A 25,108-nucleotide genomic window follows, 5' to 3' on the forward strand; every position below is an offset into this window, starting at 1 on the left:
ATCCATCAAAATCCAGGTTTTGATGCTGTGCCCTGCGCCCCGTAGCAAAAGGCAGCGGTTGGCCGATGCTCTCCCTCATGGAGGCCAGTAACACTGACACACCGCAGATATTGGAAGGACACAAGTGGCTAACAACACTCGTGCTCGCCGTACCGCACGCCTTTCGCGTGCACTCGGCATCGCTCTGACTCCCAAGGCCGCCAAGTACATGGAGCGCCGTCCGTACGGCCCCGGTGAGCATGGCCGTGCCCGCAAGAAGCAGGACTCTGACTACGCCGTACGTCTGCGCGAAAAGCAGCGTCTGCGCGCCCAGTACGGCATCCGCGAAGCCCAGATGACCCGTGCCTTCGAAGAAGCACGTCGCACCAAGGGCCTGACCGGTGAAAACCTGATCGAACTGCTCGAAATGCGTCTCGACGCCCTCGTGCTGCGTGCCGGCTTCGCCCGCACCATCGCCCAGGCCCGCCAGCTGGTTGTGCACCGCCACATCCTCGTTGACGGCATCCGCGTGGACCGCCCGTCGTTCCGCGTTGCGGAAGGCCAGCTCATCCACGTTCACAGCCGTAGCGAAGTCATGGCTCCGTTCCAGGTTGCAGCTGCCGGCGCACACGTCCTGAACGTCGTTCCGGCATACCTGGACGTCAAGATCGACGCCCTCCAGGCACGCCTGGTTCGTCGCCCGAAGCGCTCCGAGGTCCCCGTGACCTGCGAAGAGCAGCTCGTGGTCGAATTCTACGCTCGCTAATTCCCAGCAAGCACATACAAAGAAGCCCGTGGCACGCGCCGCGGGCTTCTTTGTATGTAAGGTACTTGGGGAAGCCACGCCGGGGTGCCTGTGTAGAACCACATGGCGAACCAGCGGCAAAGCAACAAATGCTAGGAGATGAGTATCCATGACTGGTGGCGATATTGCAGGCCTGATCGCAGCCGGAGTTTTCGCGCTCCTTGTAGTCCTGTTGGCCGTGCCGATCCTCAAACTCGGGCGGGTCTTCGATGAGGTCCGCACCTCCATCCGTTCCTTGAGCGACGGAGCGACCCCCCTGATGGACGAGGTCACGGCGACGGTTTCCACCACCAACCAGCAGCTGAAAAAGGTGGATGGCATCACCTCCAACGTTTCCGACGCCTCCGCCAACATCTCTGCCTTGTCCTCGCTGGTGGCCGCAACAGTCGGTTCGCCGCTCATCAAGGTGGCAGCGTTCAGCTATGGAGTGCGCTCGGCTTTTGCCGCCCGCCGCAAACCGGGCAGTGGCCGCCGCAGCCGCTGAATCCGTTCGTAAGTCACGACCTTCGTATGTCAGGAAAACTGTGAAAAGAATTGTCTGGATGGGGATCGGCATGGCAATCGGAGTCATCGCCTTCCGCAAGATCACCCAAGCACAGGCCGCCATTGGCCCCGAAGGCCTGAACCGTGCCGTTGCGCGGCTGGCCGACGGCGTGTACGACTTCGCCGACGCCGTGCGCGCCGGAATGAATGAACGCGAAGTCGACCTCAGGGCCGCGCTTGGCATCGTAGAGTCCGACGCCGGCAGCCGCTAGCAGCCGCGGTTCGCCCAAGCGGCCGTCAACAGGGCAGAATTAGAAGCTGCGGCAATGGCGCATGCCAGAACCGCGCACAAACTCATGTGCAGTGAATTGAGAAGGGTAAGTAATCAGCTAATGAAGTCGCAGGAGATCACCAAACGCTGGGTGGACTTTTTTGTCAGCAAGGGCCACACAGCCGTCCCCTCAGCGTCGCTCGTATCTAGCGACCCTTCCCTACTCTTCACTGTGGCCGGCATGGTTCCCTTCATTCCCTACCTCACCGCCCGCGAGGAGCCGCCTTTCGACCGCGCCACGAGCGTCCAGAAGTGCATCCGCACCGGCGATATCGAGGAAGTGGGCAAGACCGCCCGCCACGGCACGTTCTTCCAGATGTGCGGAAACTTTTCCTTCGGGGACTACTTCAAGGAAGACGCCATCAAGTTCGCCTTCGAGTTGCTCACCAAGAGCGTCGACGACGGCGGTTACGGACTCGACGTTGAGCGCCTCTGGGTGACCGTCTACGAGGAAGACGACGAAGCCCAGGACTTGTGGCTCAAGAACACCGGCATCCCTGCCTCGCGCATCCAGAGGATGGGGAAGGCGGACAACTACTGGTCCACCGGGCAGCCTGGTCCTGCTGGCCCGTGCTCGGAAATCTACTATGACCGCGGCCCGGCCTATGGCGCCGAAGGCGGTCCCATCGCGGACGAAAACCGCTATGTCGAAATCTGGAACCTCGTGTTCATGCAGTACCAGATCGAGAACGTCCGCTCGAAGGTGGACTTCGACATCGTTGGCGAACTGCCCAAGAAGAACATCGATACCGGCCTCGGCATGGAACGCCTCGCGATGATCCTGCAGGGCGTCGAAAACATGTACGAAACGGACCAGGTCCGTCCCGTCATTGACAAGGCCGCAGCCCTTTCCGGCAAGGAATACACCTCTGCCGAGTCCGCTGACGACCCGCACCACACGGACGACGTCCGGATGCGCGTCGTCGCCGACCACATCCGTTCGGCCCTCATGCTCATTTCCGACGGCGTGTCCCCGTCCAACGAAGGCCGCGGCTACGTCCTGCGCCGGCTGATCCGCCGTGCCGTCCGTGCGATGCGCCTCCTCGGGGTCGAAGAAGCCTGCCTGCCGCAATTGCTCCCGGCTTCCCGCGACGCCATGAAGGGTGTCTACCCCGTGGTGGAGACCGACTTCGATCGCATCAGCCGCATCGCCTACGCCGAAGAAAAAGCCTTCCTGCGCACCATCGCCTCTGGCACCGCGCGCCTCGAGGAGGCCGTGGTGCTCTCCAAGGCCGCCGGGAAGCCGCTGTCCGGCGAGGATGCCTTCGCCCTTCACGACACCTACGGATTCCCGATCGACCTCACCCTCGAAATGGCCGAGGAGGCCGGCTTGAAGGTTGACGAAACCGAATTCCGCAGCCTCATGCTGGAGCAGCGCCAGCGCGCCCAGGCGGATGCCAAGGCCAAGAAGGGTGGACACGCCGACGTCTCGGCCTTCCAGGAGCTCCTGGCCGAGGGCGAGACGGTCTTCACCGGCTACACCGAACTGGAAGGCGAGGCCCGGGTCCGCGGCATCGTGAGCTCGGGCCGGCGTGTTGCCCACGCCTCCACGGGCGACGAAATCGAGCTCGTGCTCAACGAGACCCCGTTTTACGCAGAGGCGGGTGGCCAGTCGGCCGACAAGGGCCTCATCACCGGTGACGGCTTCGTCGTCGAGGTCCTCGACGTCCAGCGCCCCGTGAAGGGCCTGAGCGTCCACAAGGCTATCGTCCGCGAAGGCGAGATCGCCTCGGACGCTTTGGTGCGTGCCGCCGTCGACCGCGAACGCCGCCACGCCGCCGAGCAGGCCCACACGGGCACCCACATCGTGCACGCCGCCCTGCACCAGATCCTCGGCCCGGAAGCCACCCAGCGTGGCTCTTTCAACAAGGCCGGTTACCTGCGCTTCGACTTCGCCTGGGGCGAGGGATTGAGCGCGGCCACGAAGTCCGAGATCGAAGAGGTCTCGAACATCGCCATCCGCAATAACTTCCGGGTGGACACCAAGGTGATGGGCCTCGCCGAGGCAAAGGCCCTGGGCGCCATGGCCCTCTTCGGCGAAAACTACGGCAGCGAAGTCCGGGTCGTGGAGATCGACGGCGCGTGGTCCCGTGAGCTTTGCGGTGGCACCCATGTGGCCAACACCTCCCTCATCGGGAGCCTGTCGCTGCTCGGCGAGCAATCCGTGGGTTCGGGAAACCGCCGCGTAGAAGCCTTCGTCGGCCTCGACGCCTTCCGGCACCTCGCAGCTGAGCGAGCCTTGGTCACCGAGCTTACGGAGATGCTCAAGGTCCCGTCGGGCCAGTTGGCGGACCGGATCTCCAGCACCTTGGCCAAGCTCAAGGCAACGGAAAAGGAACTCGACCGCCTCCGCAAGGAACAGCTGACCGCAGCCGCTGCGAACCTCGTTGCCACGGCCCAGGATGCCGCAGGCGTCCGGGTAGTGGCGCACGACGCCGGCCAAGTCGGGGGAGCGGACGACCTCCGCAGCCTCGCCATGAACCTGCGAAACCGGCTCGGCTCCGAAGCTTCCACGGTTGCCGTGGCCGGTGTCAGCAACGATCGTCCGGTCATCATCATCGCCACCAACGAGGCAGCGCGTGAAGCGGGCGTCAAGGCAGGCGCCCTTGTCCGCGTGGCCGCAGGAATCCTCGGTGGCGGCGGTGGCGGCAAGGACGACGTCGCCCAAGGCGGCGGAACCGACGCCGCGAAGATCGCACCGGCCCTTGCGGCCGTTGTGGACGCGATCGCCAAGCGCTGATTTTGGAGGCCATTGCGAGCAACGACGACTACCCCCGGGGCATCAAACTGGGGGTAGACGTCGGGACCGTCCGTGTGGGAGTCGCCATCTGCGACCCGGACGGGATCCTGGCCACGCCGTTCAAGACGGTAAGCCGGGACGCCAAGAAGAATTCCGATATCGGGGTCATTGTCCGGCATGCCGATGAGCTCGGCGTAGTCCAGATCTTCGTCGGCCTGCCGCGGACGATGAAGGGCGAAGAACACGCTTCTGCGGCCATGGCCACGGACTACGCGGACTTGCTGGCAGCCCACTTGCAGCGCCGTGGACTCGATGTTCCAGTCAACATGGTGGACGAGAGGCTCAGTACTGTGACGGCCCACCGCAATCTCCATGAAGCTGGCATGAGCAGCAAGGATCATCGTAAAGTGGTGGATCAGGTTGCCGCTGCCGGAATTCTGCAGCACGCGATCGACATGCAAAAAGCCAGAGGTGCGGATGTGGGCAGGCGCGTGCAGGCGCCGATGCCACCCCAACACATTGACGGTGCCAGTGCGCCGCTGCCGGCCTCCGGCATTGATCCACACTCTCCAACGAGGGGAAGACAATAGTGAGCCCGGTCAACAACGACCCCTCCAACGACGCAGCAGAAGACCGTACCCGGCCTCTGACGCGTCGTGAAATCCGTGCCAGGGAACGATTCCTGGAGACGCAGAACCAGGAGGTGTTGCCACCACCTGTGCCTGTCCACTTTGAACCTGTCGCAGTCCCGAAACCGCAGCCTGCATACGTCCCGGACTATGCGCCGGCGGCCCCGGAAGCGACCACGCACGCCGCTGACCTCCACGACGACGGTATCCATGGCGACGGTAACCATGGAGAAGCAGTCCGGTCCCAAGAGGACCTGCAGGAGCACCCTGACCCGGCGCAGCCTGAAGTTCCCCTGCAGCCCGTTGACGCCGTGCACCCCATCGACGACACAGTGCAGCCAGAGGTCGAGCACTACGACGTGGCGCACCCCGACGACGTCAGGCACGATACTCTCCACCCCGATGTCGTCGAGCACGACGCTGTTCACAGCTACGACGTTGCACACGATGACGAGTTTCACGACCTGCAGGCCCATGACGAAGGTTATGCGCACCACGACCCCCAGTTCGACTACGGGGTCCACGAGGAGCACGGTGCGCACGACCTCATGGCAGCTGCGACTCCTGCGCCGAAGGTCCCCTCGAAGAAAGTCCGCAGGCGCCGTCGGCTTGTCGCGCTCCTGCTCACCCTCACGGTGTTCGTCGCAGCGGTTGCCGTTGGTGCACAGTTCCTGAAGCCATTGCTCGGGATGGACAAGGTCAGCGACTACCCAGGCCCGGGCACCGGCTCGGTCACCATCACGGTTGCCCCGGGCTCCGGCCCCAAGCTGGTCGCGAGCAACCTCCAGAGCCAGCACGTCATTGCCGACGCCGATTCTTTCGTGGCAGCCTTCACTGCCGCCGGTGGTGAGCTCTCACCCGGTGATTTCACTTTCAAAACGGAAATGAAGAACTCCGATGCGGTGAATGTGCTCCTCGGCAAGGATTCTTCCAAGGTCATGTACTTCGCATTGAGTGCCGGATTGCGCATCGGTGAATCCCTTGACGCGATCTCCAAGGGTTCGGGCATACCTCTCTCCGAATTGAAGGCGCTCAGCGACTCGCCGGCCCAGTTTGGCGTCCCTGCCCAGGCAAAGAACCTGGAAGGCTTCCTGGCACCGGGGGAGTACCGTTTCCCCGTTGGAACCTCTGCCAAGGACATCCTCCAGAAGCTGGTCACGGCCACTACCGACGAGCTCAAGGCCCAGGGTGTCACGGATCCCGCCAAGCAGTACCAGACCATCACGGTGGCCAGCATCGTGCAGGCTGAAGGCGGGCAGGCCGATTACGGCAACGTGGCCGGCGCCATTTACAACAGGCTCAAGCCGGGCAACACCGAGACGAACGGGCTCATCCAGTCCGACGCCACCGTTACGTACGGCCTGGGTACCAAGACCTTCCACCTGACCGACGCCCAGAAGGCCGACAAGGGCAACCCCTACAACACCTACGCCAACGTGGGCCTGCCGGTCGGCCCCATCGGTTCACCCGGCAAGACGGCGATCGATGCCGCCGCCAAGCCGACAGCCAACAACTACCTTTACTGGGTGACGATCAATCTCGACACCAAGGAAACCAAGTTCTCCAGCACCCTGGCGGAACACCTCAAATACGTTGACCAATACAACGCCTGGTGTGCTGCCAACGCCGGACGGTGCGTGTGAGTAGACGTGCTGCCGTCCTGGGGCACCCCATCAGCCACTCGAAGTCACCAGCGCTCCACCGAGCGGCCTACGCGAAGCTCGGGCTCGACATCGAATACTCGGCGATCGATGTAACGGTGGAGCGGCTCCCGGCCTTCATGGCGGGCCTCGTGGACGGGGATGACTGGTGCGGTTTGTCCGTCACCATGCCCCTCAAGACCGCCATGGTGGACGAAGTCGACGAGGTCCGGGGGGCCGGTGCGTACTTGGGCGTCATCAACACGGTGGCTTTCGAAGCGACTGAGTACGGCGTGCGGCGGGTCGGCCACAACACGGATGTGGCGGGCATAGTCGACGCCGTCAGGAATGCAGGAGTCAAGGAGCAGCCGGGCTCAGCGGTCCTTGGCGGCGGAGGGACCTCGGCAGCGGCTATTGCGGCGCTCCGGGAGCTCGGCTCGAAACACGTTGACGTCTTTGTGCGCGACGCCGGGCGGGCCGCCGAGGCGAAAGCCGCGGCAGCCGCCGTCGGGCTTTCCATCCACCTCCGGCCGATGACCGAAGCGGCTGTTGGCATGGCAGGAGCGGATCTGGTGATCTCCACGCTTCCGCCGCGGGCGGCGGACGGCATTGCGGCGCAGCTTGGGCAGCTTCCCGTCGGCACGCTTCCCGACGTCGGCACAGGTGTGCTGCTCGATGTGGCCTACGATCCTTGGCCCAGCCGTATTGCCGAAGCATGGCGTTCGCGGGGCGGAGTGGTGGTTCCGGGCCTCGAGATGTTGCTCTATCAGGCCGTGGAGCAAATCCGCTTGTTTTCAGGAGCCGACGTCACCGCCGATGTCATAGATGTGATGTGTGACTCAGTCGGGCTTCCCCGGCGGGTCTAGTAAGGGCCTTACATGGCAGGATTGGATATATGTTGCGTTGGTTGACTGCCGGTGAATCCCATGGCCCGGCACTGCTCGGAATTGTTGAAGGCGTCCCCGCCGGTGTTGAACTCACCAGCGAGGAAATACGTGACGCCTTGGCGCGTCGCCGTCTCGGCTATGGCCGCGGCGCCCGGATGAAGTTCGAGCAGGACGAAGTGACCATCCTTGGCGGCGTCAGGCACGGCGTGACGCAGGGTGGCCCCGTCGCGATCCAGATCGGCAACACCGAATGGCCCAAATGGGAGCAGATCATGTCTGCCGACCCGGTGGACCCCGCAGTCCTCGCGGACCAAGCCCGCAATGCGCCGTTGACACGTCCGCGGCCCGGCCATGCGGACTTCACAGGCATGCAGAAGTACGGATTCCCTGAGGCCCGCCCTGTGTTGGAACGCGCCAGCGCCCGCGAGACCGCCACGCGTGTCGCCTTGGGTACCGTCGCTTCGCAATTCCTGAAGCAGCTTGGCATCGAGCTCGTGAGCCACACCGTATCCATCGCGAGCGTGACCGTGCCCGAGGGCCGCCCCCTGCCCGTGCCGTCCGACGTCCTGGCCCTCGACGCCGATCCTCTGCGTTGTTTCGACCGGGAGACCTCCGACGCCATGGTGGCCGAGGTCGACGCAGCACACAAGGAAGGCGAGACCCTCGGCGGTGTTGTCGAAGTCCTGGCCTACGGCCTTCCGCCGGGACTCGGAAGCTACGTGCACTGGGACCGTCGCCTCGACTCCCGCCTGGCCGCTGCCCTGATGGGCATCCAGGCAATCAAGGGCGTCGAAGTCGGCGATGGCTTCCTGACAGCGGCCCGCCGTGGCTCCGCCGCGCACGATGAAATCGTGAAGGACGAGACCGGCCGGATCGTCCGCAAGACCAACCGGGCCGGTGGCATCGAAGGCGGCATGAGCATCGGCGAAGTCCTGCGTGTCCGTGCCGCCATGAAGCCCATCGCCACCGTCCCGCGTGCGTTGAAGACCATTGACGTGAGCACCGGTGAGGCAGCCAAGGCGCACCACCAGCGCTCCGACGTCTGTGCCGTTCCGGCGGCGGGTGTCGTGGCCGAGGCCATGGTTGCCCTGGTGTTGGCCGAGGCCGTTGCCGAGAAGTTCGGCGGTGACTCGGTCGCTGAGACCGCCCGGAACCTTCGGGGTTACCTGGACAGCATCCCGGCAACCCTGGACTCGGTCGGCCACTAGTGGTCCGCGGTAACCCGGGCGCCGGTTATGGGCGCGCGATCGTTTTGGTTGGGCCAATGGCCGTCGGCAAGTCGGTCATCGGCCAGCAACTCGCCCAACAATTGGGCGTGCCCTTCGTGGACACGGACGCCGTCATCGTTGAGCACCACGGCACGATTGCGGATATTTTCGCCGGTCGCGGAGAACACGCATTCCGGGAGATCGAGGCCAGGACGGTGGCACGCGCCGTCGACGCTGCGAACATCAACCGTGCCGTAGTCTCGCTGGGTGGCGGCGCAGTGCTCGATTCGGGCACGCAGCAGCTGCTGGGCGACTGCACCGTGATCTACCTTGAGTGCGACGCCGAGACTGTCGCCGAGCGCATTGCCCGCAACACAGGCCGGCCACTCCTGGCCGGCGACGCCATGGCCCGCTGGGAGACCCTTTTTGCCGCCCGGCGTCCAGTCTATGAACGCCTTGCAGACATCATCGTCGACGTCCGGTCCGGGACAGTGGCGGAAATCGCCCTCCACGTGGAGGAAAGACTGCGTGAATACGCGGCCTTGAAAGAGGAAGTGCAAAAGTGAGCAACGAAGCAACTGTCATCAAGGTCACTGGCCAGTCCGCCAACGAGAACTATGACGTCGTTGTCGGGCGCGGGCTCCTGGAGACCCTTCCCGCGAAGCTGGGCGAGCGGGTCCGGCGGGTTCTCGTGATCCACCCTCGTGCCCTGCGCCTCACGGGCGATACGGTCCGCGCCGAACTCGAGGCTGCCGGGTTCACGGCCCTCACAGCCGAGATCCCCGACGCCGAAGAAGGCAAGCACATCCAGGTTGCCGCCTTCTGCTGGCAAGTGCTTGGCCAGAACGACTTCACCCGCTCCGACGCCATCGTGGCGGTCGGCGGCGGCGCCGTCACCGACCTCGCCGGATTCGTCGCCGCAACGTGGCTGCGCGGCGTCAAGGTCATCCACATGCCCACGAGCCTCCTCGGTATGGTGGACGCATCGGTTGGCGGCAAGACCGGCATCAACACGGCCGAAGGCAAGAACCTGGTAGGTTCCTTCCATCCGCCCGCGGCTGTCCTCGCGGACCTGGACACACTCCAGACGCTGCCCAAGAACGAGTTGATCTCCGGAATGGCGGAGGTCATCAAGTGCGGATTCATTGCCGATCCCGCCATCCTGGAACTCGTCGAAAACAAGCCGGAGGAAGTCACCGATCCAGGCTCGGCGGTGCTCCGCGAGCTCATCGAACGCGCCATCGCGGTCAAAGCGAAGGTGGTTTCCGAAGACCTCAAGGAATCCGGCCTGCGTGAAATCCTCAACTACGGGCACACCCTTGGCCATGCGATCGAACTCGTGGAACGCTACTCGTGGCGCCACGGCGCAGCGGTTTCGGTCGGCATGATGTTTGCCGCCGAGCTCGCCCGCAGCGTCGGCCGGCTTTCCGACGTCGACGCCGACAGGCACCGCACCATCCTGGAGGGACTCGGGTTGCCGGTCACCTACCGCCGGGACCGCTGGCAGGGCCTGCTGGACGGCATGCGCCGTGACAAGAAATCCCGCGGAGACCTCTTGCGCTTCGTGGTGCTCGACGGCGTCGCAAAGCCCGGAATCCTTGACGTCCCGGACACCTCGTTGCTCTTCGCTGCCTACCAGGAGATCGCATCATGACCACCGAGACCTTCAGCAGCATCAGCGATTGGCCCACGGGCGGATTCCCCGGGGTGCGCACCAACCCTGACACCCTCCTGCCGGCCATCGTCAACGAGGAAGCCATGCAGTCCGCACTGGCCGAGTCGAGCGATCCGGCCGACCGCATCATGGCCCTCATGCTCGAAGGCCACCCGGGTGAAGCCGCCGAGTTGTTGGCCGAGGCGCGCTACAACGATCCCGAGTCGTTCAAATTACGGATCTTCGAGGCCGAACTGCACCGTGCCACCAACCGCTTTGACCGGGCCGTGGAGCTCTTCCGCCAACTCCTGGGCGAAGTCCACGGCACCGCCAAGGAACCTGTCGTCCACCAATACTTGGGGCGGGCTTATTTTGTTGCCGGCAATCACGTCGCCGCTGCAGAATCGTTTACCAAGGCCTTGGACCTGCGGGTCGCCTTGGCGGCCGACGCTTCGCTGATCTACTCCTCTGCTGTGGCCCTGCAGCGCGCCCGGAACGTCCTCGAGTTCGCCTCCTGACATGGGCGCGGGCAGGCGCGGCGCATTTTGCCGGTAGAATGGACTTTGGATTTTTGATAAATACGCGCTGGCGGCCGTCACGGCATGCCTGCTTGGCATAGTCGGCTGGAAGCTAAACCAGTAGCTAGCACCAGTGAGAGAAACCAGAGGATACTAGTGGCAACCACAAATGACATCAAGAATGGAACCGTGCTGAAGCTCGAGGGCCAGCTCTGGAACATCATTGAGTTCCAGCACGTCAAGCCGGGCAAGGGCGGCGCGTTCGTGCGCACGAAGATGCGCAACGTCATGTCGGGCAAAGTGGTCGACAAGACCTTCAACGCCGGCCTCAAGATCGAAACCGCCACGGTTGACCGCCGCGACTACCAGTACCTGTACCAGGACGGCGCGGACTTCGTGTTCATGGACACCCAGGACTTCGACCAGATCACGGTTTCCGGTGCCACGGTAGGCGACGCCACCAACTTCATGCTGGAAAACCAGATGGTCAACATCGCCATCCACGAGGGCACCCCGCTCTACATCGAGCTGCCCCCGAGCGTTGTCCTCGAAATCACCTACACCGAGCCGGGCCTGCAGGGCGACCGCTCCTCGGCCGGAACCAAGCCGGCTACCCTCGAGACCGGCTACGAGATCCAGGTGCCCCTCTTCGTTGAGAACAACACCAAGGTCAAGGTCGACACCCGCGACGGCAGCTACCTGGGCCGGGTCAACGACTAGTGAGCGCCCGTGGTAAGGCCCGTAACAGGGCCCTCGAAGTACTGTTCGAGGCGGAGCAGCGTTCCGCCTCCGCTTTCGAGGTCTTGAAGGCCCGCCGGGAAATGACCGACCTCGTCGTCAACCCGTACACGGTGGACATCGTGGAAGGCGTGGTTGCCATGCAGCCCACCATCGACGAGTTCCTGCAGACCTACGCCCAGGGCTGGACCTTGGAGCGGATGCCGGCGGTAGACCGCATCATCCTGCGGATCGGCGCCTGGGAACTCCTCTACAACGACGACGTGCCTGACGGCGTAGCAGTCAGCGAAGCGGTAGCCCTGGCCAAGGTCATGTCCACCGACGAATCTCCTGCGTTCATCAACGGCCTCCTCGGCCGCTTGCAGACGCTGAAGCCTTCACTGCTCGCATAAGCGGCATTGGAAGCAGACGAAGGGCCGGAGCCACGGGAAACCGCGGGCACCGGCCCTTCGTCGTACCCGCAACTGTGAGCTAAAACGCAGCGCCCTGGCCCCGGGCGCGTCCGGCGGGCCTGAGCCCTGTGGTAATTTTGAAGAGCAAATGTTCCTTTTTTAATTCCGTCCCGTGAGGCGGGGAAAGGGGAGACGAGCGATGACTGAAGTCACTGCGCCGGTGCCGTCCCGGGTTGTTCTCAACCACGCGGATATCGATCGTGCGCTCACTCGTATCGCCCACGAGATCCTCGAAGCCAACAAAGGCTCCCAGGACCTGGTTCTTTTGGGCATCCCGCGCCGCGGTTATCCGCTGGCAGTGCGGCTGGCAGAGAAAATCGCCGCCGCGGATCCGTCCGTCAACGCTTCCGCGATTGTCGGTCAGCTGGACGTCACCATGTTCCGTGACGATCTTTCGCACCAGCCCGCCAGGCCTCCATACCCCACCAAGCTGCCGTTGTCCGGCATCGACAACAAGGTTGTTGTCCTCATCGATGACGTCCTGTACTCGGGCCGCACCATCCGGGCAGCCCTTGACGCCATCATCGACCTCGGCAGGCCACGCATCGTCCGCCTTGCCGTCCTCGTGGACCGCGGGCACCGCGAACTGCCGATCCGCGCGGACCACGTCGGCAAGAACCTGCCCACGTCTTCTTCGGAAAAGGTCCGGGTCCACCTCGAGGAACTCGATTCCGTTGATGGCCAGCCCATCAATGAAGTAGTGATCGAGGCGGGCGCATGAAACACCTGCTCTCCACCGAGAACCTGAGCGCCGAGAACGCCATCCGGATCCTGGACACCGCCGAAGAGATGGCTGCAGTGGGGGACAGGGAGGTCAAGAAGCTGCCCGCCCTGCGCGGCCGCACCGTGGTCAACCTCTTCTTCGAGGACTCCACCCGCACCCGCATTTCCTTCGAGGCCGCGGCGAAGCGGCTGTCCGCCGACGTCATCAACTTCGCGGCCAAGGGTTCCTCGGTTTCGAAGGGCGAGTCCCTCAAGGACACCGCGCAGACGCTCGCCGCCATGGGGGCCGATGCGGTAGTCATCCGCCACTGGGCTTCCGGGGCTCCGCACCGCCTGGCTGCCACCGACTGGATCGACGCGGCCGTCATCAACGCCGGGGACGGCACCCACGAACACCCCACGCAGGCACTCCTGGACGCCTTCACGATGCGTCGCCACTGGTCCTCGTTGCACGGCTCGGCGTCCACAGGCGCCGACCTCACGGGCATGCGCGTCGCCATCGCCGGCGATGTCCTGCACTCCCGCGTCGCCCGCTCCAACGTGTGGCTCCTGCGCACGCTTGGTGCGGAAGTAACCCTGGTGGCCCCGCCCACTTTGCTGCCGATCGGCGTCGAACACTGGTCTTGCAAGGTCAGCTACAACCTCGACGAGACCCTCGAGGCCGGAGTGGACGCCATGATGATGCTGCGCGTCCAAGGTGAGCGCATGAACGCTTCCTTCTTCCCTTCCACCCGCGAGTATTCGCGGCGCTGGGGCTTCGACGATGCCCGCCTCCGCGCCCTCGACGACCTCGGGCTCAAGGACACCATCATCATGCACCCCGGCCCCATGAACCGCGGGCTGGAGATTTCTTCCGCCGCCGCCGATTCGCCGCGCTCCACCGTCCTGGCCCAGGTCCGCAATGGCGTGTCGGTCCGGATGGCCGCCCTGTACTTGCTGCTCTCGGGGGATTCCCGTGAAGCCGCCCCCATGCCGGGCACCGCCCGTTCCGATAAGGAGAGCAACTGATGACCCAGACCTCAACAGGGACAGCAACGGGTACCTATTTGATCCGAGGTGCGGCCATCCTGGGTGGCGACGCCGAGGACCTGCTGATCCGCGACGGCGTCATCGCTGAGCGCGGCACCGGCCTTACCGCCGACGGTGCCACCGTGATCGAGGCCGCGGGCCTCGTGGCGCTTCCGGGCATGGTAGACATCCACACGCACTTGCGCGAACCTGGCCGCGAAGACGCGGAAACCGTGGAGACGGGTACCCGCGCCGCGGCCCTTGGCGGCTACACCGCGGTCCACGCCATGGCCAACAGCAACCCGGTGGCGGACACGGCCGGCGTCGTCGAGCAGGTCCACAGCCTGGGCCGCGCCTCCGGTTGGGTGGACGTCCGCCCGGTGGGCGCCGTTACGGTCGGGCTCGCCGGCGAGCAGCTCGCCGAACTCGGCGCCATGGCGGACTCCCGCGCGCAGGTCCGGGTCTTCTCCGACGACGGCATCTGCGTCCACGATCCCGTGCTGATGCGCCGCGCCCTGGAGTACGTCAAGGCGTTCGACGGCGTCGTAGCCCAGCACGCGCAGGAACCCCGCCTCACCGCGGGTGCCCAGATGAACGAGGGCACCGTGTCCGCGGTCCTCGGCCTGGCCGGTTGGCCGGCAGTCGCCGAGGAAAGCATCATCGCCCGGGACGTCCTCCTGGCCCAGCACGTCGGTTCGCGCCTCCACGTCTGCCACGTATCCACCGCCGGCTCGGTGGAGATCGTCCGTTGGGCCAAGGAACGCGGGATCAACGTCACCGCGGAGGTCACACCCCACCACTTGCTGCTCACCGACGAACTGGTCCGCAGCTACGACCCCGTCTACAAAGTCAACCCGCCCCTGCGCACCGACGCGGATGTCCAGGCGCTCCGTGCCGGGCTCGCGGACGGCACCATCGACGTCGTCGGCACGGACCACGCCCCGCACCCGAGCGAGCACAAAGAGTGCGAGTGGGCACAGGCGGCCATGGGCATGACGGGACTGGAGACTGCTTTGTCGGTAGTCCAGGAAACCATGATCGAAACGGGGCTCATGACGTGGGCCGACTTCGCCCGGGTCACGTCCACGGTTCCCGCGGCCATTGGCCGCGTGGCGGATCAGGGACGTCCGCTCGAGGCCGGCGAGCCCGCGAACGTCATCCTCGTGGATCCGGCTGCCCGGTGGACCGTGGATCCGCATAAGATGGCGACCATGGGCCGGAACTCACCCTTTGCGGGCAAAGAGCTGCCGGGCGCCGTCGTCGCCACCTTCTTCAAGGGCCACCCGACCGTGCTGGACGGAAAGCTCAACACGCCGTACCGCCACGAAGCGGAGCCGGCCGGCGCCGGCAGCAACTGATGGACACCAAGATTGCTTCGCTGCTCCTCGTTGTGGTTCTCGCCGCGGTCGCGGCCGGACTCATTGCGATAGGTTGGCGCGGCAGGCTCAAGCGGCAGGCCGGCCTCGGGCAGCTTCCGGATGTACCTGAACCGCTCGGCCCGGCAGGCATTGTGGCTGAAGGGCAGTATGTGGCCACGACGACGGCGGGAGACTGGCTCGACCGGGTGGCCGTCCACGGGCTTGGCTTCCGCGGCAACGCGGAAATGAGCATCCATCCGGAAGGCATCCTCTTCGACCGGAAGGGGACCTCACCATTGTTCGTTCCGGCGGAAGCGGTGACCGATTGCGGCAGCGCCAACGGAATGGCAGGCAAGTTCGTGGAAAAGGATGGACTCGTGGTCTTGAGCTGGATGCTTGGAGAACACGAACTCGATACCGGATTCAGGCCCAGGCGCGCCGCTGACAAGCAACCGCTCCTCGAAGCACTTCAAGAATTGATCTCTGCAGCCCCCCAGGCAGATGCCGATAGTGGAAAGTAACAAAGTGACGGACACCAACGCAGTGACAGGCAATACCAACCCAGCAGAGTCCTCCGCGGCAGTGCTGGTCCTCGAAGACGGCCGCACGTTCCGCGGCCGCAGCTACGGCGCCACAGGCGTGGCCCTGGGCGAGGCGGTCTTCGCCACCGGTATGACCGGCTACCAGGAAACCATTACGGACCCCTCCTACGCCCGCCAACTGGTGGTCCAGACGGCTCCGCATATCGGGAACACCGGTGTGAACAAAGAAGACGCCGAGTCCCGCCGCATCTGGGTGGCCGGCTACGTGGTCCGCGACGCCGCGCGCCGCCCATCGAACTGGCGCTCGGAGCGCAGCCTCGACGCAGAGCTCGTCGAACAGGGCATCGTCGGCATCCAGGCCGTGGACACCCGCGCCATCACCCGGCACCTGCGTGAGCACAAGACCATGCGGGCCGGAATCTTCTCCGGCGAGGCAGCCCAGGCCACCGACAAGGAGCTCCTGGACACCGTCCTGGCCAGCGCACCCATGGAAGGTGCCCGCTTGGCCGAAGAAGTGAGCATCGACGAAGCATACGTCGTCGAGCCCGCGGACCATGGCTGGGACGGCGAGCCGAAATTCAGCATCGCCGCGATCGACCTTGGCATCAAGGCCATGACCCCGGTCCGCTTCGCCGAACGCGGCGTACGTGTCCATGTCCTGCCGGCCACCGCAACACTGGAAGACGTCAAGGCAGTCAACCCTGACGGCTTCTTCATGTCCAACGGCCCCGGCGACCCCGCCACGGCGGATGCCCAGGTGAAACTGCTCCGGTCCGTGCTCGATGAGAAGCTGCCGTACTTCGGAATCTGCTTCGGCAACCAGATCCTGGGCCGCGCCCTCGGATTCGGTACCTACAAGCTCAAGTACGGCCACCGCGGAATCAACCAGCCGGTGATGGACCGCCGCACGGGCAAAGTCGAAATCACCTCGCAGAACCACGGCTTCGCCGTCGACGCTCCCATGGACGGTGCCACCATGGCTCCCGAAGAGCGCTTCGGCCGGGTCGAGGTCAGCCACGTGAGCCTCAACGACGACGTCGTCGAAGGACTCGCCTGCCTCGACATTCCGGCCTTCTCGGTCCAGTACCACCCCGAAGCCGCGGCCGGACCGCACGACGCCGCCTACCTCTTCGACCGCTTCATCGAGCTGATGGAGAGCACGAAGAACGGCCAGGACGCCGCACAGGGCACCGACACTCAGACATCGAACTCCGCGAAGAACGAGGACACCAAGTAATGCCAAAGCGTACAGATCTCAAGAGCGTCCTCGTTATCGGGTCCGGCCCGATCGTCATCGGCCAGGCGGCCGAATTCGACTACTCCGGAACCCAGGCCCTGCGGGTGCTCAAAGAGGAGGGCCTGCGCGTCATCCTCGTGAACTCCAACCCGGCCACCATCATGACGGACCCCGAGTTCGCCGATGCCACCTACGTGGAGCCCATCACCCCGGAGGTAGTGGAAAAGATCATCGCCAAGGAGCGCCCGGACGCCGTCCTGCCTACCTTGGGTGGACAGACGGCCCTCAACACGGCCATCGCGCTCGACAAGAACGGCGTGCTCGAGAAGTACAACGTCGAACTCATCGGTGCCAACATTGCCGCGATCGAACTCGGCGAGGACCGCGAAAAGTTCAAGGGCGTCGTGGAACGCTGCGGCGCCGAGTCGGCGCGCAGCCACATCATCCACACCATGGATGAAGCACTGACTGCGGCGGAAGACCTCGGCTACCCGATGGTTGTCCGCCCATCCTTCACCATGGGCGGCCTGGGCTCGGGCCTGGCGTACAACGAGGACGACCTGCGCCGCATCGTGGGCCAGGGCCTGCAGTACAGCCCCACCTCCGAGGTCCTGCTCGAAGAGAGCATCCTTGGCTGGAAAGAGTACGAGCTGGAGATGATGCGCGACAAGAACGACAACGTCGTTGTTGTCTGCTCCATCGAGAACTTCGATCCGGTGGGTGTCCACACGGGCGACTCCATCACGGTTGCCCCGGCCCTGACCCTGACGGACCGCGAGTACCAGAGGCTGCGCGACATCTCCATCGCCGTCATCCGCGAAGTCGGCGTCGACACGGGTGGCTGCAACATCCAGTTCGCCATTGAGCCGGACACAGGACGCGTCGTCGTCATCGAAATGAACCCGCGGGTTTCGCGATCCTCGGCGCTGGCTTCCAAGGCCACCGGCTTCGCGATCGCCAAGATCGCCACCAAGCTCTCCCTGGGCTACACCCTGGACGAGATCCCCAACGACATCACGCAGAAGACTCCGGCATCGTTCGAGCCGACGCTCGACTACGTCGTCGTCAAGGTTCCGCGATTCGCGTTCGAGAAGTTCCCGGCCGCGGACAACACGCTGACCACCACCATGAAGTCCGTCGGTGAAGCCATGGCCATGGGCCGCAACTTCACGGAAGCCCTGCAGAAGGCCCTTCGCTCCCTCGAGCAGAAGGGCTCGCAGCTGGACTTCAGCCACGTTCCCGAATGGGAAGTTCCGGAACTCATCGAGAAGTCCAAGCGCCCGACGACGGACCGCCTCCACCAGGTCCAGCGCGCCCTGCTCGGCGGCGCCTCGGTTGAGGAACTCTACGCCGCAACCAAGATCGATCCGTGGTTCCTCGACCAGCTGCAGTTGCTCAACGAAATGTCCCACGAGATCCGCAAGGCCGGCGCCCTGACGGAAGACATGCTCCGCAACGCCAAGCGCCACGGTTTCTCGGACGAGCAGATCGGCGCCCTGACGCACAACCCGGAGGCCGTTGTCCGCGGCGTCCGGCAGGCCCTGGGCATCCGTCCGGTTTACAAGACGGTGGACACCTGTGCCGCTGAATTTGCCGCCTACACCCCGTACCACTACTCGTCATATGACGAGGAGGACGAGGTCGGCCTGCACTCCAAGCCTTCCGTCATCATCCTGGGTTCGGGACCGAACCGCATCGGCCAGGGCATCGAGTTCGATTACTCGTGCGTCCACGCCTCCATGGCGTTGCGCAAGGCCGGTTACGAGACCGTCATGGTCAACTGCAACCCGGAAACCGTCTCCACGGACTACGACGTCTCAACGCGCCTCTACTTCGAACCGTTGACTCTCGAGGATGTCCTCGAAGTCATCGCGGCCGAGGAGCGCACGGGCGGCGTCATGGGCGTGTTCGTGCAGCTCGGCGGACAGACCCCGCTCAAGCTCGCACAGCAGCTGGCGGACGCCGGTGTGCCGATCCTGGGTACCTCCCCGGAAGCGATCGACCTTGCCGAGCACCGCGGCATGTTCTCGCGCGTGCTTGACCAGGCCGGACTGATCGCCCCGAAGAACGGCACCGCTGTGTCCTTCGAGGACGCGAAGAAGATCGCCGACGAAATCGGCTACCCGGTCCTCGTCCGTCCGTCCTACGTGCTGGGCGGACGCGGCATGGAGATCGTCTACGACGAGGCCAACCTCTCGCGCTACATCGCCAACGCCACCGAAATCACCCCGGACCACCCGGTGCTGATCGACCGCTTCCTCGAGGACGCCGTCGAAATCGACGTCGACGCGCTCTTCGACGGCACGGACATGTACCTCGGCGGCATCATGGAGCACATCGAGGAAGCCGGCATCCACTCCGGTGACTCCGCGTGCGTCCTGCCCCCGATCACCCTGGGCAGCAACGTGATCGAACGCGTCCGCACGGCCACCCGGGCCATCGCTGAAGGCGTCGGCGTCCGTGGCCTCATCAACATCCAGTTCGCGCTGGCTTCAGACGTGCTCTACGTGCTCGAGGCCAACCCGCGCGCTTCCCGCACCGTTCCGTTCGTCTCAAAGGCAACGGGCGTGCAAATGGCCAAGGCTGCGGCCCTGATCGGCACCGGCGTCACCATCAACCAGCTCCGCAGCGCCTACAAGATGCTGCCGGAGACGGGCGACGGTTCAACCCTGCCCCTCGACGCGCCTGTCGCGGTGAAGGAGGCCGTGCTGCCGTTCAGCCGCTTCAGGACCCCGGAAGGCAAGGTAGTGGACTCGCTGCTCGGCCCGGAAATGCGCTCCACCGGTGAGGTCATGGGCATCGACAAGCACTTCGACACCGCTTTCGCCAAGAGCCAGGCCGCGGCCAACAACGCGTTGCCCACCGAAGGCAAGATCTTCGTCTCTGTGGCCAACCGGGACAAGCGATCGGTGATCATGGGCGTCAAGCGCCTGTCCGATCTCGGTTTCGAGATCGTCTCGACGGGTGGCACCGCGGATGTCCTGCGCCGCAACGGCATCCAGGCCACCCCGGTCCGCAAGGTCGCCGAAGGCAGCAGCGCCGAAGGCGAAGGAACCATCGCGGACCTCATCATCGCCGGCGAAATCGACATGGTCTTCAACACGCCTTCCGGCGGCGAGGCCCGCAGCGACGGCTACGAACTCCGGGCGGCCGCAACGTCCATCGGCATCCCCTGCATCACTACGGTTGCCGAGTTCAACGCCGCCGTGCAGGCCATCGAGGCACTGCGCACCTACGAGTGGTCGGTGACGAGCCTGCAGGAGCACGCAGCGGCACTGTCAGCTTCCCAGGCCGCGGCAGCCGAGGCCGTCAATGCCTGAGTCTGCCGCAGCCGGGCAGCGTTCACTTGCGCAGCCGGGAAGGGAGCCTTTCGGTTCCCGCCTGGCTGCCGCAATGGCAGCCCGCGGCCCCTTGTGCGTCGGCATTGACCCCCACCCGGGGCTCTTGGCGGACTGGGGATTGAACGACGACGTCGCCGGCCTGGAGCGCTTTTCGCTCACCGTCGTGGAGGCCGTGGCAACGCTCGCTGCCGCGGTCAAGCCGCAGGTGGCACTCTATGAGCGTCACGGCTCGGCAGGCATGGCGGTCCTGGAACGGACCCTCGCGGTCGCATCGGACGCCGGAGTATTGAGCATCGCCGACGCCAAGCGCGGAGACATCGGCTCCACGATGGCTGCCTACGCCGACGCCTGGCTACGGGATGGCTCCGCCTTGGCAGCAGACTCGGTGACGCTGAGCCCGTACCTCGGCTTCGAGTCGCTGCGCCCGGCGCTCGACCTCGCGGCGGAGTCCGGCCGTGGTGTTTTCGTGCTCGCCCTGACATCCAACCCGGAGGGCAAGTCCGTGCAGCATGTTGGCGGTACGGAATCGGTGGCCCGGCGGATCGCCGAGGCCGCGGCCGAGGAGAACCGCCGTTATCCCGGTGCCATGGGGTCTGTCGGTCTCGTGGTGGGTGCCACGATCGGCAGGGCGCTCGTGGAACTCGGGCTGGACCTCGACGCCGTCCACGGGCCCATCCTTGCGCCCGGGCTGGGCGCGCAAGGAGCCACGCCGGCGGATCTGCGTGCCACTTTCGGCGCGGCATACCCGGCGGTCCTCGGGACGTCGAGCCGCGGAATCCTGGCGGCTGGTCCAACGATTGCCGGACTACGATCCGCCACCGAGTCCACCCGCGACGGCTTGCTGGAAGCCTGAGCCTGATCTTCGTCGGTCCAATGCATTGCGCTCCGCACTGGGCACGCGATAGCTTCGGGATCAGTCCAATCCGCTACGCACTCGATGCCGGCCAAAGGGGGATGTGTCAGTGACCTTAAAGGCTCTGTCGCCAGAGGAACGTTCCGATGCCTTGGAAAAGGCAGCGAGAGCCCGGGCAAGACGCGCACTCGCGAAGGAACAGCTCAGGACGGGCGAACTCAGCATTGCCGGTCTGATCAAGTCGGCGCAGACTGACGAGGCCATCGCCCGAATGCGCGTTTCCGAGCTGATCGAGGCCGTACCGGGCATTGGCCCGGTACGGGCAGCGGCCATCATGGCGGAGATCGGGATCGCTCCTTCACGCAGGCTCAGGGGCCTGGGAATTCACCAATCCCGGTCGCTGATAGATTTTATGGAAGACAAATACAGGGTTTAAACGAATGCAGCGTTCAACAAATGCGGCGTTTAGAAGATACGCAGCATATATAGAATCTCCACGAAGGACGATGTGAGCAAGAATCCGGGACTGACCGTCCTCGCAGGCCCCACTGCCGTTGGCAAGGGAACAGTATCCACGTATATCCGGGACAATTACCCCGAGGTCTGGCTGTCGGTTTCAGCCACCACCCGCGCACCGCGTCCGGGGGAGAAGGACGGTGTCCACTACTACTTCAAGTCCGCCGAAGAATTCGACGCACTCGTTGCGGACGGCCAGTTGCTTGAGTGGGCCGTCGTCCACGGAAAGAACCGCTACGGCACGCTCCGCAGCACCGTGGACGCCGCCATCGCCGAAGGCAGGTCCGTGCTGTTGGAGATCGATCTGCAGGGCGCCCGCCAGGTCAAGGCGGCAGTTCCGGACGCCAACTTCGTGTTCCTCGCTCCGCCCAGCTGGGACGAAATGGTCCGCCGCTTGGTGGGCCGCGGCACCGAAACCCCGGAGGAACAGCAGCGACGGCTGGAAACCGCTAAACTGGAACTTGCCGCTGAACCGGAGTTTGACCACACCGTCATCAATGACGACGTACGCCGGGCAGCGGACGAGCTTGTTTCACTCATGGGGCTTACCCCGCACCAGCGCTAAGCGCTAGCACTTGTCAGCCCGTTAGAATTTGGAGAATTCGTGTCCACGAACCTTGAAGGCATCATCAACCCGCCGATCGACGAGCTGCTTGCTGCTGCCGATTCAAAGTACGGCCTGGTGATTTTCGGCGCCAAGCGCGCGCGCCAGATCAACGCGTACTACGCCCAGCTGCACGAGGGCCTCTTCGAGTACGTTGGCCCGCTGGTCGACACCAAGCTGAACGAGAAGTCGCTTTCCATCGCCCTGCGCGAGATCAACGAAGGCCTGCTGGTTTCCACGCCCATCGAGCCCGCAGAGTAAACAGACTGCCTGTTGACGGAGGTCACGTGCGCATAGTCCTCGGAGTCGGGGGAGGGATCGCAGCCTACAAGGTTGCATCGCTCCTCCGGCTTTTTACTGAAGCCGGACACAACGTCACGGTCATTCCCACGGAGGCCGCCATCCGCTTTGTCGGCGTGGCTACGTGGGAGGCCCTCTCGGGCAATCCGGTGAGCAACAGCGTCTTTGACGACGTCGACAAGGTCAACCACGTCCGCCTCGGCCATGAAGCAGATCTCATTGTGGTCGCGCCGGCAACTGCCGACCTGCTGGCCAAGGCGGCAACCGGCCAAGCGGGGGATCTGCTCACCAACACACTGCTCATGGCGCATGGTCCGGTGCTTTTCGCTCCGGCGATGCACACCGAAATGTGGCGCAACCAAGCCACCCAGGCGAATGTGGAAACACTGCGCAGCAGGGGTATCACCGTCCTGGAACCCGCGGTGGGCCGTCTGACAGGAGCGGATTCCGGGCCGGGCAGGCTGCCCGAGCCGGAAGCGATCTTCGCGGCCGCCATGGCTTTGGTCGACGCCTCCTCGCCCTCAACCCCGCTTGCTGGACCCAAACCCCTGGCAGGGCGCACCATCACGATTTCCGCAGGCGGCACCCGGGAAGCCCTGGATCCGGTCCGTTTCCTTGGGAACAGGTCTTCCGGCAAGCAGGGTGTTGCGCTGGCCGCCGCGGCCCTTGACGCAGGAGCCCACGTGAGGTTCCTCGCTGCCCACATGGACGTCCAGGCACCTGCCGGCGTCGAACTGGTCCAGGTTGAATCCGCACTGGAGCTCCGTGACGCCGCGCTGGAAGCCGCCGTCGGCTCCGACGTCGTGATCATGGCCGCGGCTGTCGCGGATTTCCGTCCTGCCGAGGTTTCAGACACGAAAATCAAGAAGGTCAACGGCAACGACGCCCCCGTGGTGCGCCTCGTGCAGAACCCGGACATCCTGCATGAACTGGTAGTGCGCCGCGACGCCGCGGCATCCACGCAGTTGATCATCGGATTTGCAGCCGAAACCGGGGACGAGGACGGCGACGTCCTGGAACACGCCACAGCCAAGCTCAAACGCAAAGGCTGTGACCTTTTGGTGGTCAACCAGGTCGGCGTCGGGCGAGTGTTCGGCCAGGACCAGAATTCTGTGATCATTCTCTCCGGCCATGGCGCGGCGCCGCAGTCGGCGGCGGGTTCCAAATCCGACGTCGCGGCCGCTGTCATTGACCGGATCAGCACTGAACTAAGCCGAGTACGCCCGGCGACGTAGGCGCCGGGCGAGGCTCATTTCCTGGCTGGTCCATCCTTAGCATAGGGACATACGGCGGAAGCCGGCCGCCCCCAACCGAGTAAGGTAGTCGAGTGACTTTACCGCTGCACCATGAATCCCACGGCACCCCGTCCAAGCTCCGGCTCTTCACCTCGGAGTCGGTTACGGAAGGGCACCCGGACAAAATCTGCGACCAGATCAGCGACGCCATCCTTGATGCGCTCCTGGCGGCAGACCCTGAGTCGCGCGTGGCTGTTGAAACCATGGCCACCACGGGCTTGGTGCATGTAGCCGGTGAAGTCACGACGGACGCGTATGTTGAAATCCCGCAGATCGTCCGCGAGACCATCCTCGGAATAGGGTACGACTCGTCGGCCAATGGCTTTGACGGCGCCCGTTGCGGCGTGTCTGTCTCCATCGGACAGCAGTCCAACGACATCGCCGGTGGCGTCTTCAATTCGCTCGAAGCCCGCGAAGGCCGCCAGAAGGACGACTACGACCTTCAGGGCGCCGGTGACCAGGGCATCATGTTCGGCTACGCGAGCGATGAGACCCCGTCCTACATGCCGACGCCCATTTGGCTCGCACACCGCCTTTCGGAGCGCCTTACCGAAGTCCGCAAGAGCGGCGAACTGGCCTACTTGCGCCCCGACGGCAAGACCCAGGTGACGGTCGGCTACGACCGTGACCGTCCGGTTTCCGTTGAAACGGTGGTTATCTCCAGCCAGCACGCAGAGGGAACCCACCTCGATCTCTTGCGCGCCGATCTCGCCTCGCACGTGATCGACCCCGTCCTGGCTGCGGCCAACCTGGATATCTCCCACGTCGCGAATATCCTGAATCCCGCCGGCGCCTTCGTCATCGGCGGTCCCGTCGGCGATGCCGGGCTGACAGGCCGCAAGATCATCGTTGATACGTACGGCGGCATGGCCCGCCACGGTGGCGGTGCCTTCTCCGGCAAGGATCCGTCGAAGGTGGACCGCTCGGCGGCCTACGCGATGCGCTGGGTAGCAAAGAACGTTGTGGCAGCAGGCTTGGCCAAGCGGGCCGAAATCCAGATCGCCTACGCGATCGGCCAGGCACGTCCGGTGGGTACCTACGTGGAAACCTTTGGTACCGAGACTGTCGACCCGGCCAAGATCAGCGAAGCGATTGCGGAGATCTTCGACCTCCGTCCGCGCGCCATCATTGACGCCCTCGACCTCAAGCGCCCCATCTACGCCAAGACGGCGGCGCATGGCCACTTCGGCCGCGACGAGCCGGATTTCACGTGGGAACGATTGGACCGCGTGGACGAATTGAAGGAATTCTTCAACGCCTGAAACGG

25 protein-coding genes are annotated in these 25,108 nt (G+C 64.6%); all 25 read left to right on the forward strand.

Annotated features, from left to right (window positions below; genetic code table 11):
- The first annotated feature begins 124 nt into the window (after nucleotides 1-124).
- The 25 genes from rpsD to metK all read left to right on the forward strand — a co-directional run bounded on the left by rpsD (nucleotide 125) and on the right by metK (nucleotide 25,103).
- Entirely contained in the window at nucleotides 125-745 is a 621-nt protein-coding gene (gene rpsD / locus VLA65_RS07845) for a 30S ribosomal protein S4 (RefSeq protein WP_028267147.1), read from the forward strand.
- Nucleotides 746-893: 148 nt separating this feature from the next.
- The gene (locus VLA65_RS07850) at nucleotides 894-1,268 is read left to right on the forward strand and encodes a DUF948 domain-containing protein (RefSeq protein ID WP_059389201.1); all 375 of its coding nucleotides are present in this window, start codon (nucleotides 894-896) and stop codon (nucleotides 1,266-1,268) included.
- A 58-nt stretch (nucleotides 1,269-1,326) separates the two neighbouring features.
- Complete coding sequence (locus VLA65_RS07855) at nucleotides 1,327-1,539, forward strand: hypothetical protein (RefSeq protein ID WP_059389200.1); 213 nt, start codon at nucleotides 1,327-1,329, stop codon at nucleotides 1,537-1,539.
- A gap of 120 nt (nucleotides 1,540-1,659) precedes the next feature.
- Nucleotides 1,660-4,338: an alanine--tRNA ligase gene (gene alaS, locus VLA65_RS07860; RefSeq protein ID WP_332602176.1), complete on the forward strand. Its 2,679-nt coding sequence runs from the start codon at nucleotides 1,660-1,662 to the stop codon at nucleotides 4,336-4,338.
- Nucleotides 4,339-4,340: 2 nt separating this feature from the next.
- A complete protein-coding gene (gene ruvX, locus VLA65_RS07865) occupies nucleotides 4,341-4,928 on the forward strand; it encodes a Holliday junction resolvase RuvX (protein WP_059389199.1) in 588 nt (195 codons plus the stop codon).
- Nucleotides 4,928-6,610 carry an endolytic transglycosylase MltG gene (gene mltG, locus VLA65_RS07870; protein ID WP_307053989.1) on the forward strand — a complete coding sequence of 561 codons (1,683 nt, stop codon included), beginning with the start codon at nucleotides 4,928-4,930 and terminating at the stop codon, nucleotides 6,608-6,610. The genes ruvX and mltG overlap by 1 nt, the downstream gene beginning before the upstream one ends.
- Entirely contained in the window at nucleotides 6,607-7,473 is an 867-nt protein-coding gene (locus VLA65_RS07875) for a shikimate dehydrogenase (RefSeq protein ID WP_332602177.1), read from the forward strand. The genes mltG and VLA65_RS07875 overlap by 4 nt, the downstream gene beginning before the upstream one ends.
- Before the next feature lie 29 nt (nucleotides 7,474-7,502).
- Nucleotides 7,503-8,702, forward strand: coding sequence for a chorismate synthase (gene aroC / locus VLA65_RS07880; RefSeq protein ID WP_059389196.1), 1,200 nt, complete (start codon nucleotides 7,503-7,505; stop codon nucleotides 8,700-8,702).
- Nucleotides 8,702-9,268, forward strand: coding sequence for a shikimate kinase (locus tag VLA65_RS07885; RefSeq protein WP_306959780.1), 567 nt, complete (start codon nucleotides 8,702-8,704; stop codon nucleotides 9,266-9,268). Before aroC ends, VLA65_RS07885 begins: the two co-directional genes overlap by 1 nt.
- On the forward strand, nucleotides 9,265-10,356 hold the full coding sequence (gene aroB / locus VLA65_RS07890; protein ID WP_284989274.1) for a 3-dehydroquinate synthase: 1,092 nt from the start codon (nucleotides 9,265-9,267) through the stop codon (nucleotides 10,354-10,356). Before VLA65_RS07885 ends, aroB begins: the two co-directional genes overlap by 4 nt.
- Nucleotides 10,353-10,874: a tetratricopeptide repeat protein gene (locus tag VLA65_RS07895; protein WP_059389193.1), complete on the forward strand. Its 522-nt coding sequence runs from the start codon at nucleotides 10,353-10,355 to the stop codon at nucleotides 10,872-10,874. The genes aroB and VLA65_RS07895 overlap by 4 nt, the downstream gene beginning before the upstream one ends.
- 156 nt (nucleotides 10,875-11,030) lie before the next feature.
- Nucleotides 11,031-11,594 (forward strand): elongation factor P, encoded by a 564-nt coding sequence (gene efp, locus VLA65_RS07900; protein WP_028267136.1) that lies wholly within the window; start codon nucleotides 11,031-11,033, stop codon nucleotides 11,592-11,594.
- A complete protein-coding gene (gene nusB, locus VLA65_RS07905; RefSeq protein WP_059389192.1) occupies nucleotides 11,594-12,004 on the forward strand; it encodes a transcription antitermination factor NusB in 411 nt (136 codons plus the stop codon). Before efp ends, nusB begins: the two co-directional genes overlap by 1 nt.
- Before the next feature lie 199 nt (nucleotides 12,005-12,203).
- Nucleotides 12,204-12,785, forward strand: a complete 582-nt coding sequence (pyrR, locus tag VLA65_RS07910) for a bifunctional pyr operon transcriptional regulator/uracil phosphoribosyltransferase PyrR (protein ID WP_059389191.1) — start codon at nucleotides 12,204-12,206, stop codon at nucleotides 12,783-12,785.
- Entirely contained in the window at nucleotides 12,782-13,795 is a 1,014-nt protein-coding gene (locus VLA65_RS07915; RefSeq protein WP_332602178.1) for an aspartate carbamoyltransferase catalytic subunit, read from the forward strand. Before pyrR ends, VLA65_RS07915 begins: the two co-directional genes overlap by 4 nt.
- On the forward strand, nucleotides 13,795-15,153 hold the full coding sequence (locus VLA65_RS07920) for a dihydroorotase (protein WP_306959784.1): 1,359 nt from the start codon (nucleotides 13,795-13,797) through the stop codon (nucleotides 15,151-15,153). Before VLA65_RS07915 ends, VLA65_RS07920 begins: the two co-directional genes overlap by 1 nt.
- The gene (locus VLA65_RS07925) at nucleotides 15,153-15,674 is read left to right on the forward strand and encodes a PH-like domain-containing protein (protein WP_332602179.1); all 522 of its coding nucleotides are present in this window, start codon (nucleotides 15,153-15,155) and stop codon (nucleotides 15,672-15,674) included. Before VLA65_RS07920 ends, VLA65_RS07925 begins: the two co-directional genes overlap by 1 nt.
- Nucleotides 15,655-16,932: a glutamine-hydrolyzing carbamoyl-phosphate synthase small subunit gene (carA, locus tag VLA65_RS07930; RefSeq protein WP_306959788.1), complete on the forward strand. Its 1,278-nt coding sequence runs from the start codon at nucleotides 15,655-15,657 to the stop codon at nucleotides 16,930-16,932. The genes VLA65_RS07925 and carA overlap by 20 nt, the downstream gene beginning before the upstream one ends.
- Nucleotides 16,932-20,252, forward strand: a complete 3,321-nt coding sequence (gene carB / locus VLA65_RS07935) for a carbamoyl-phosphate synthase large subunit (RefSeq protein ID WP_284989279.1) — start codon at nucleotides 16,932-16,934, stop codon at nucleotides 20,250-20,252. The genes carA and carB overlap by 1 nt, the downstream gene beginning before the upstream one ends.
- Complete coding sequence (gene pyrF / locus VLA65_RS07940) at nucleotides 20,245-21,126, forward strand: orotidine-5'-phosphate decarboxylase (RefSeq protein WP_332602180.1); 882 nt, start codon at nucleotides 20,245-20,247, stop codon at nucleotides 21,124-21,126. The genes carB and pyrF overlap by 8 nt, the downstream gene beginning before the upstream one ends.
- A gap of 109 nt (nucleotides 21,127-21,235) precedes the next feature.
- Nucleotides 21,236-21,562 carry an integration host factor, actinobacterial type gene (gene mihF / locus VLA65_RS07945; protein ID WP_084784535.1) on the forward strand — a complete coding sequence of 109 codons (327 nt, stop codon included), beginning with the start codon at nucleotides 21,236-21,238 and terminating at the stop codon, nucleotides 21,560-21,562.
- A gap of 72 nt (nucleotides 21,563-21,634) precedes the next feature.
- Complete coding sequence (gmk, locus tag VLA65_RS07950) at nucleotides 21,635-22,207, forward strand: guanylate kinase (protein WP_059389188.1); 573 nt, start codon at nucleotides 21,635-21,637, stop codon at nucleotides 22,205-22,207.
- Nucleotides 22,208-22,246: 39 nt separating this feature from the next.
- The gene (rpoZ, locus tag VLA65_RS07955) at nucleotides 22,247-22,507 is read left to right on the forward strand and encodes a DNA-directed RNA polymerase subunit omega (protein WP_028267125.1); all 261 of its coding nucleotides are present in this window, start codon (nucleotides 22,247-22,249) and stop codon (nucleotides 22,505-22,507) included.
- A 26-nt stretch (nucleotides 22,508-22,533) separates the two neighbouring features.
- Complete coding sequence (gene coaBC / locus VLA65_RS07960; protein ID WP_284989281.1) at nucleotides 22,534-23,781, forward strand: bifunctional phosphopantothenoylcysteine decarboxylase/phosphopantothenate--cysteine ligase CoaBC; 1,248 nt, start codon at nucleotides 22,534-22,536, stop codon at nucleotides 23,779-23,781.
- Between the two features lie 92 nt (nucleotides 23,782-23,873).
- Nucleotides 23,874-25,103 carry a methionine adenosyltransferase gene (gene metK / locus VLA65_RS07965; protein ID WP_332602181.1) on the forward strand — a complete coding sequence of 410 codons (1,230 nt, stop codon included), beginning with the start codon at nucleotides 23,874-23,876 and terminating at the stop codon, nucleotides 25,101-25,103.
- The last annotated feature ends 5 nt before the right edge of the window (nucleotides 25,104-25,108 follow it).

Origin of the sequence: Arthrobacter sp. S2(2024) (genome assembly GCF_036662515.1) — a bacterium.
GTDB lineage: Bacteria > Actinomycetota > Actinomycetes > Actinomycetales > Micrococcaceae > Arthrobacter.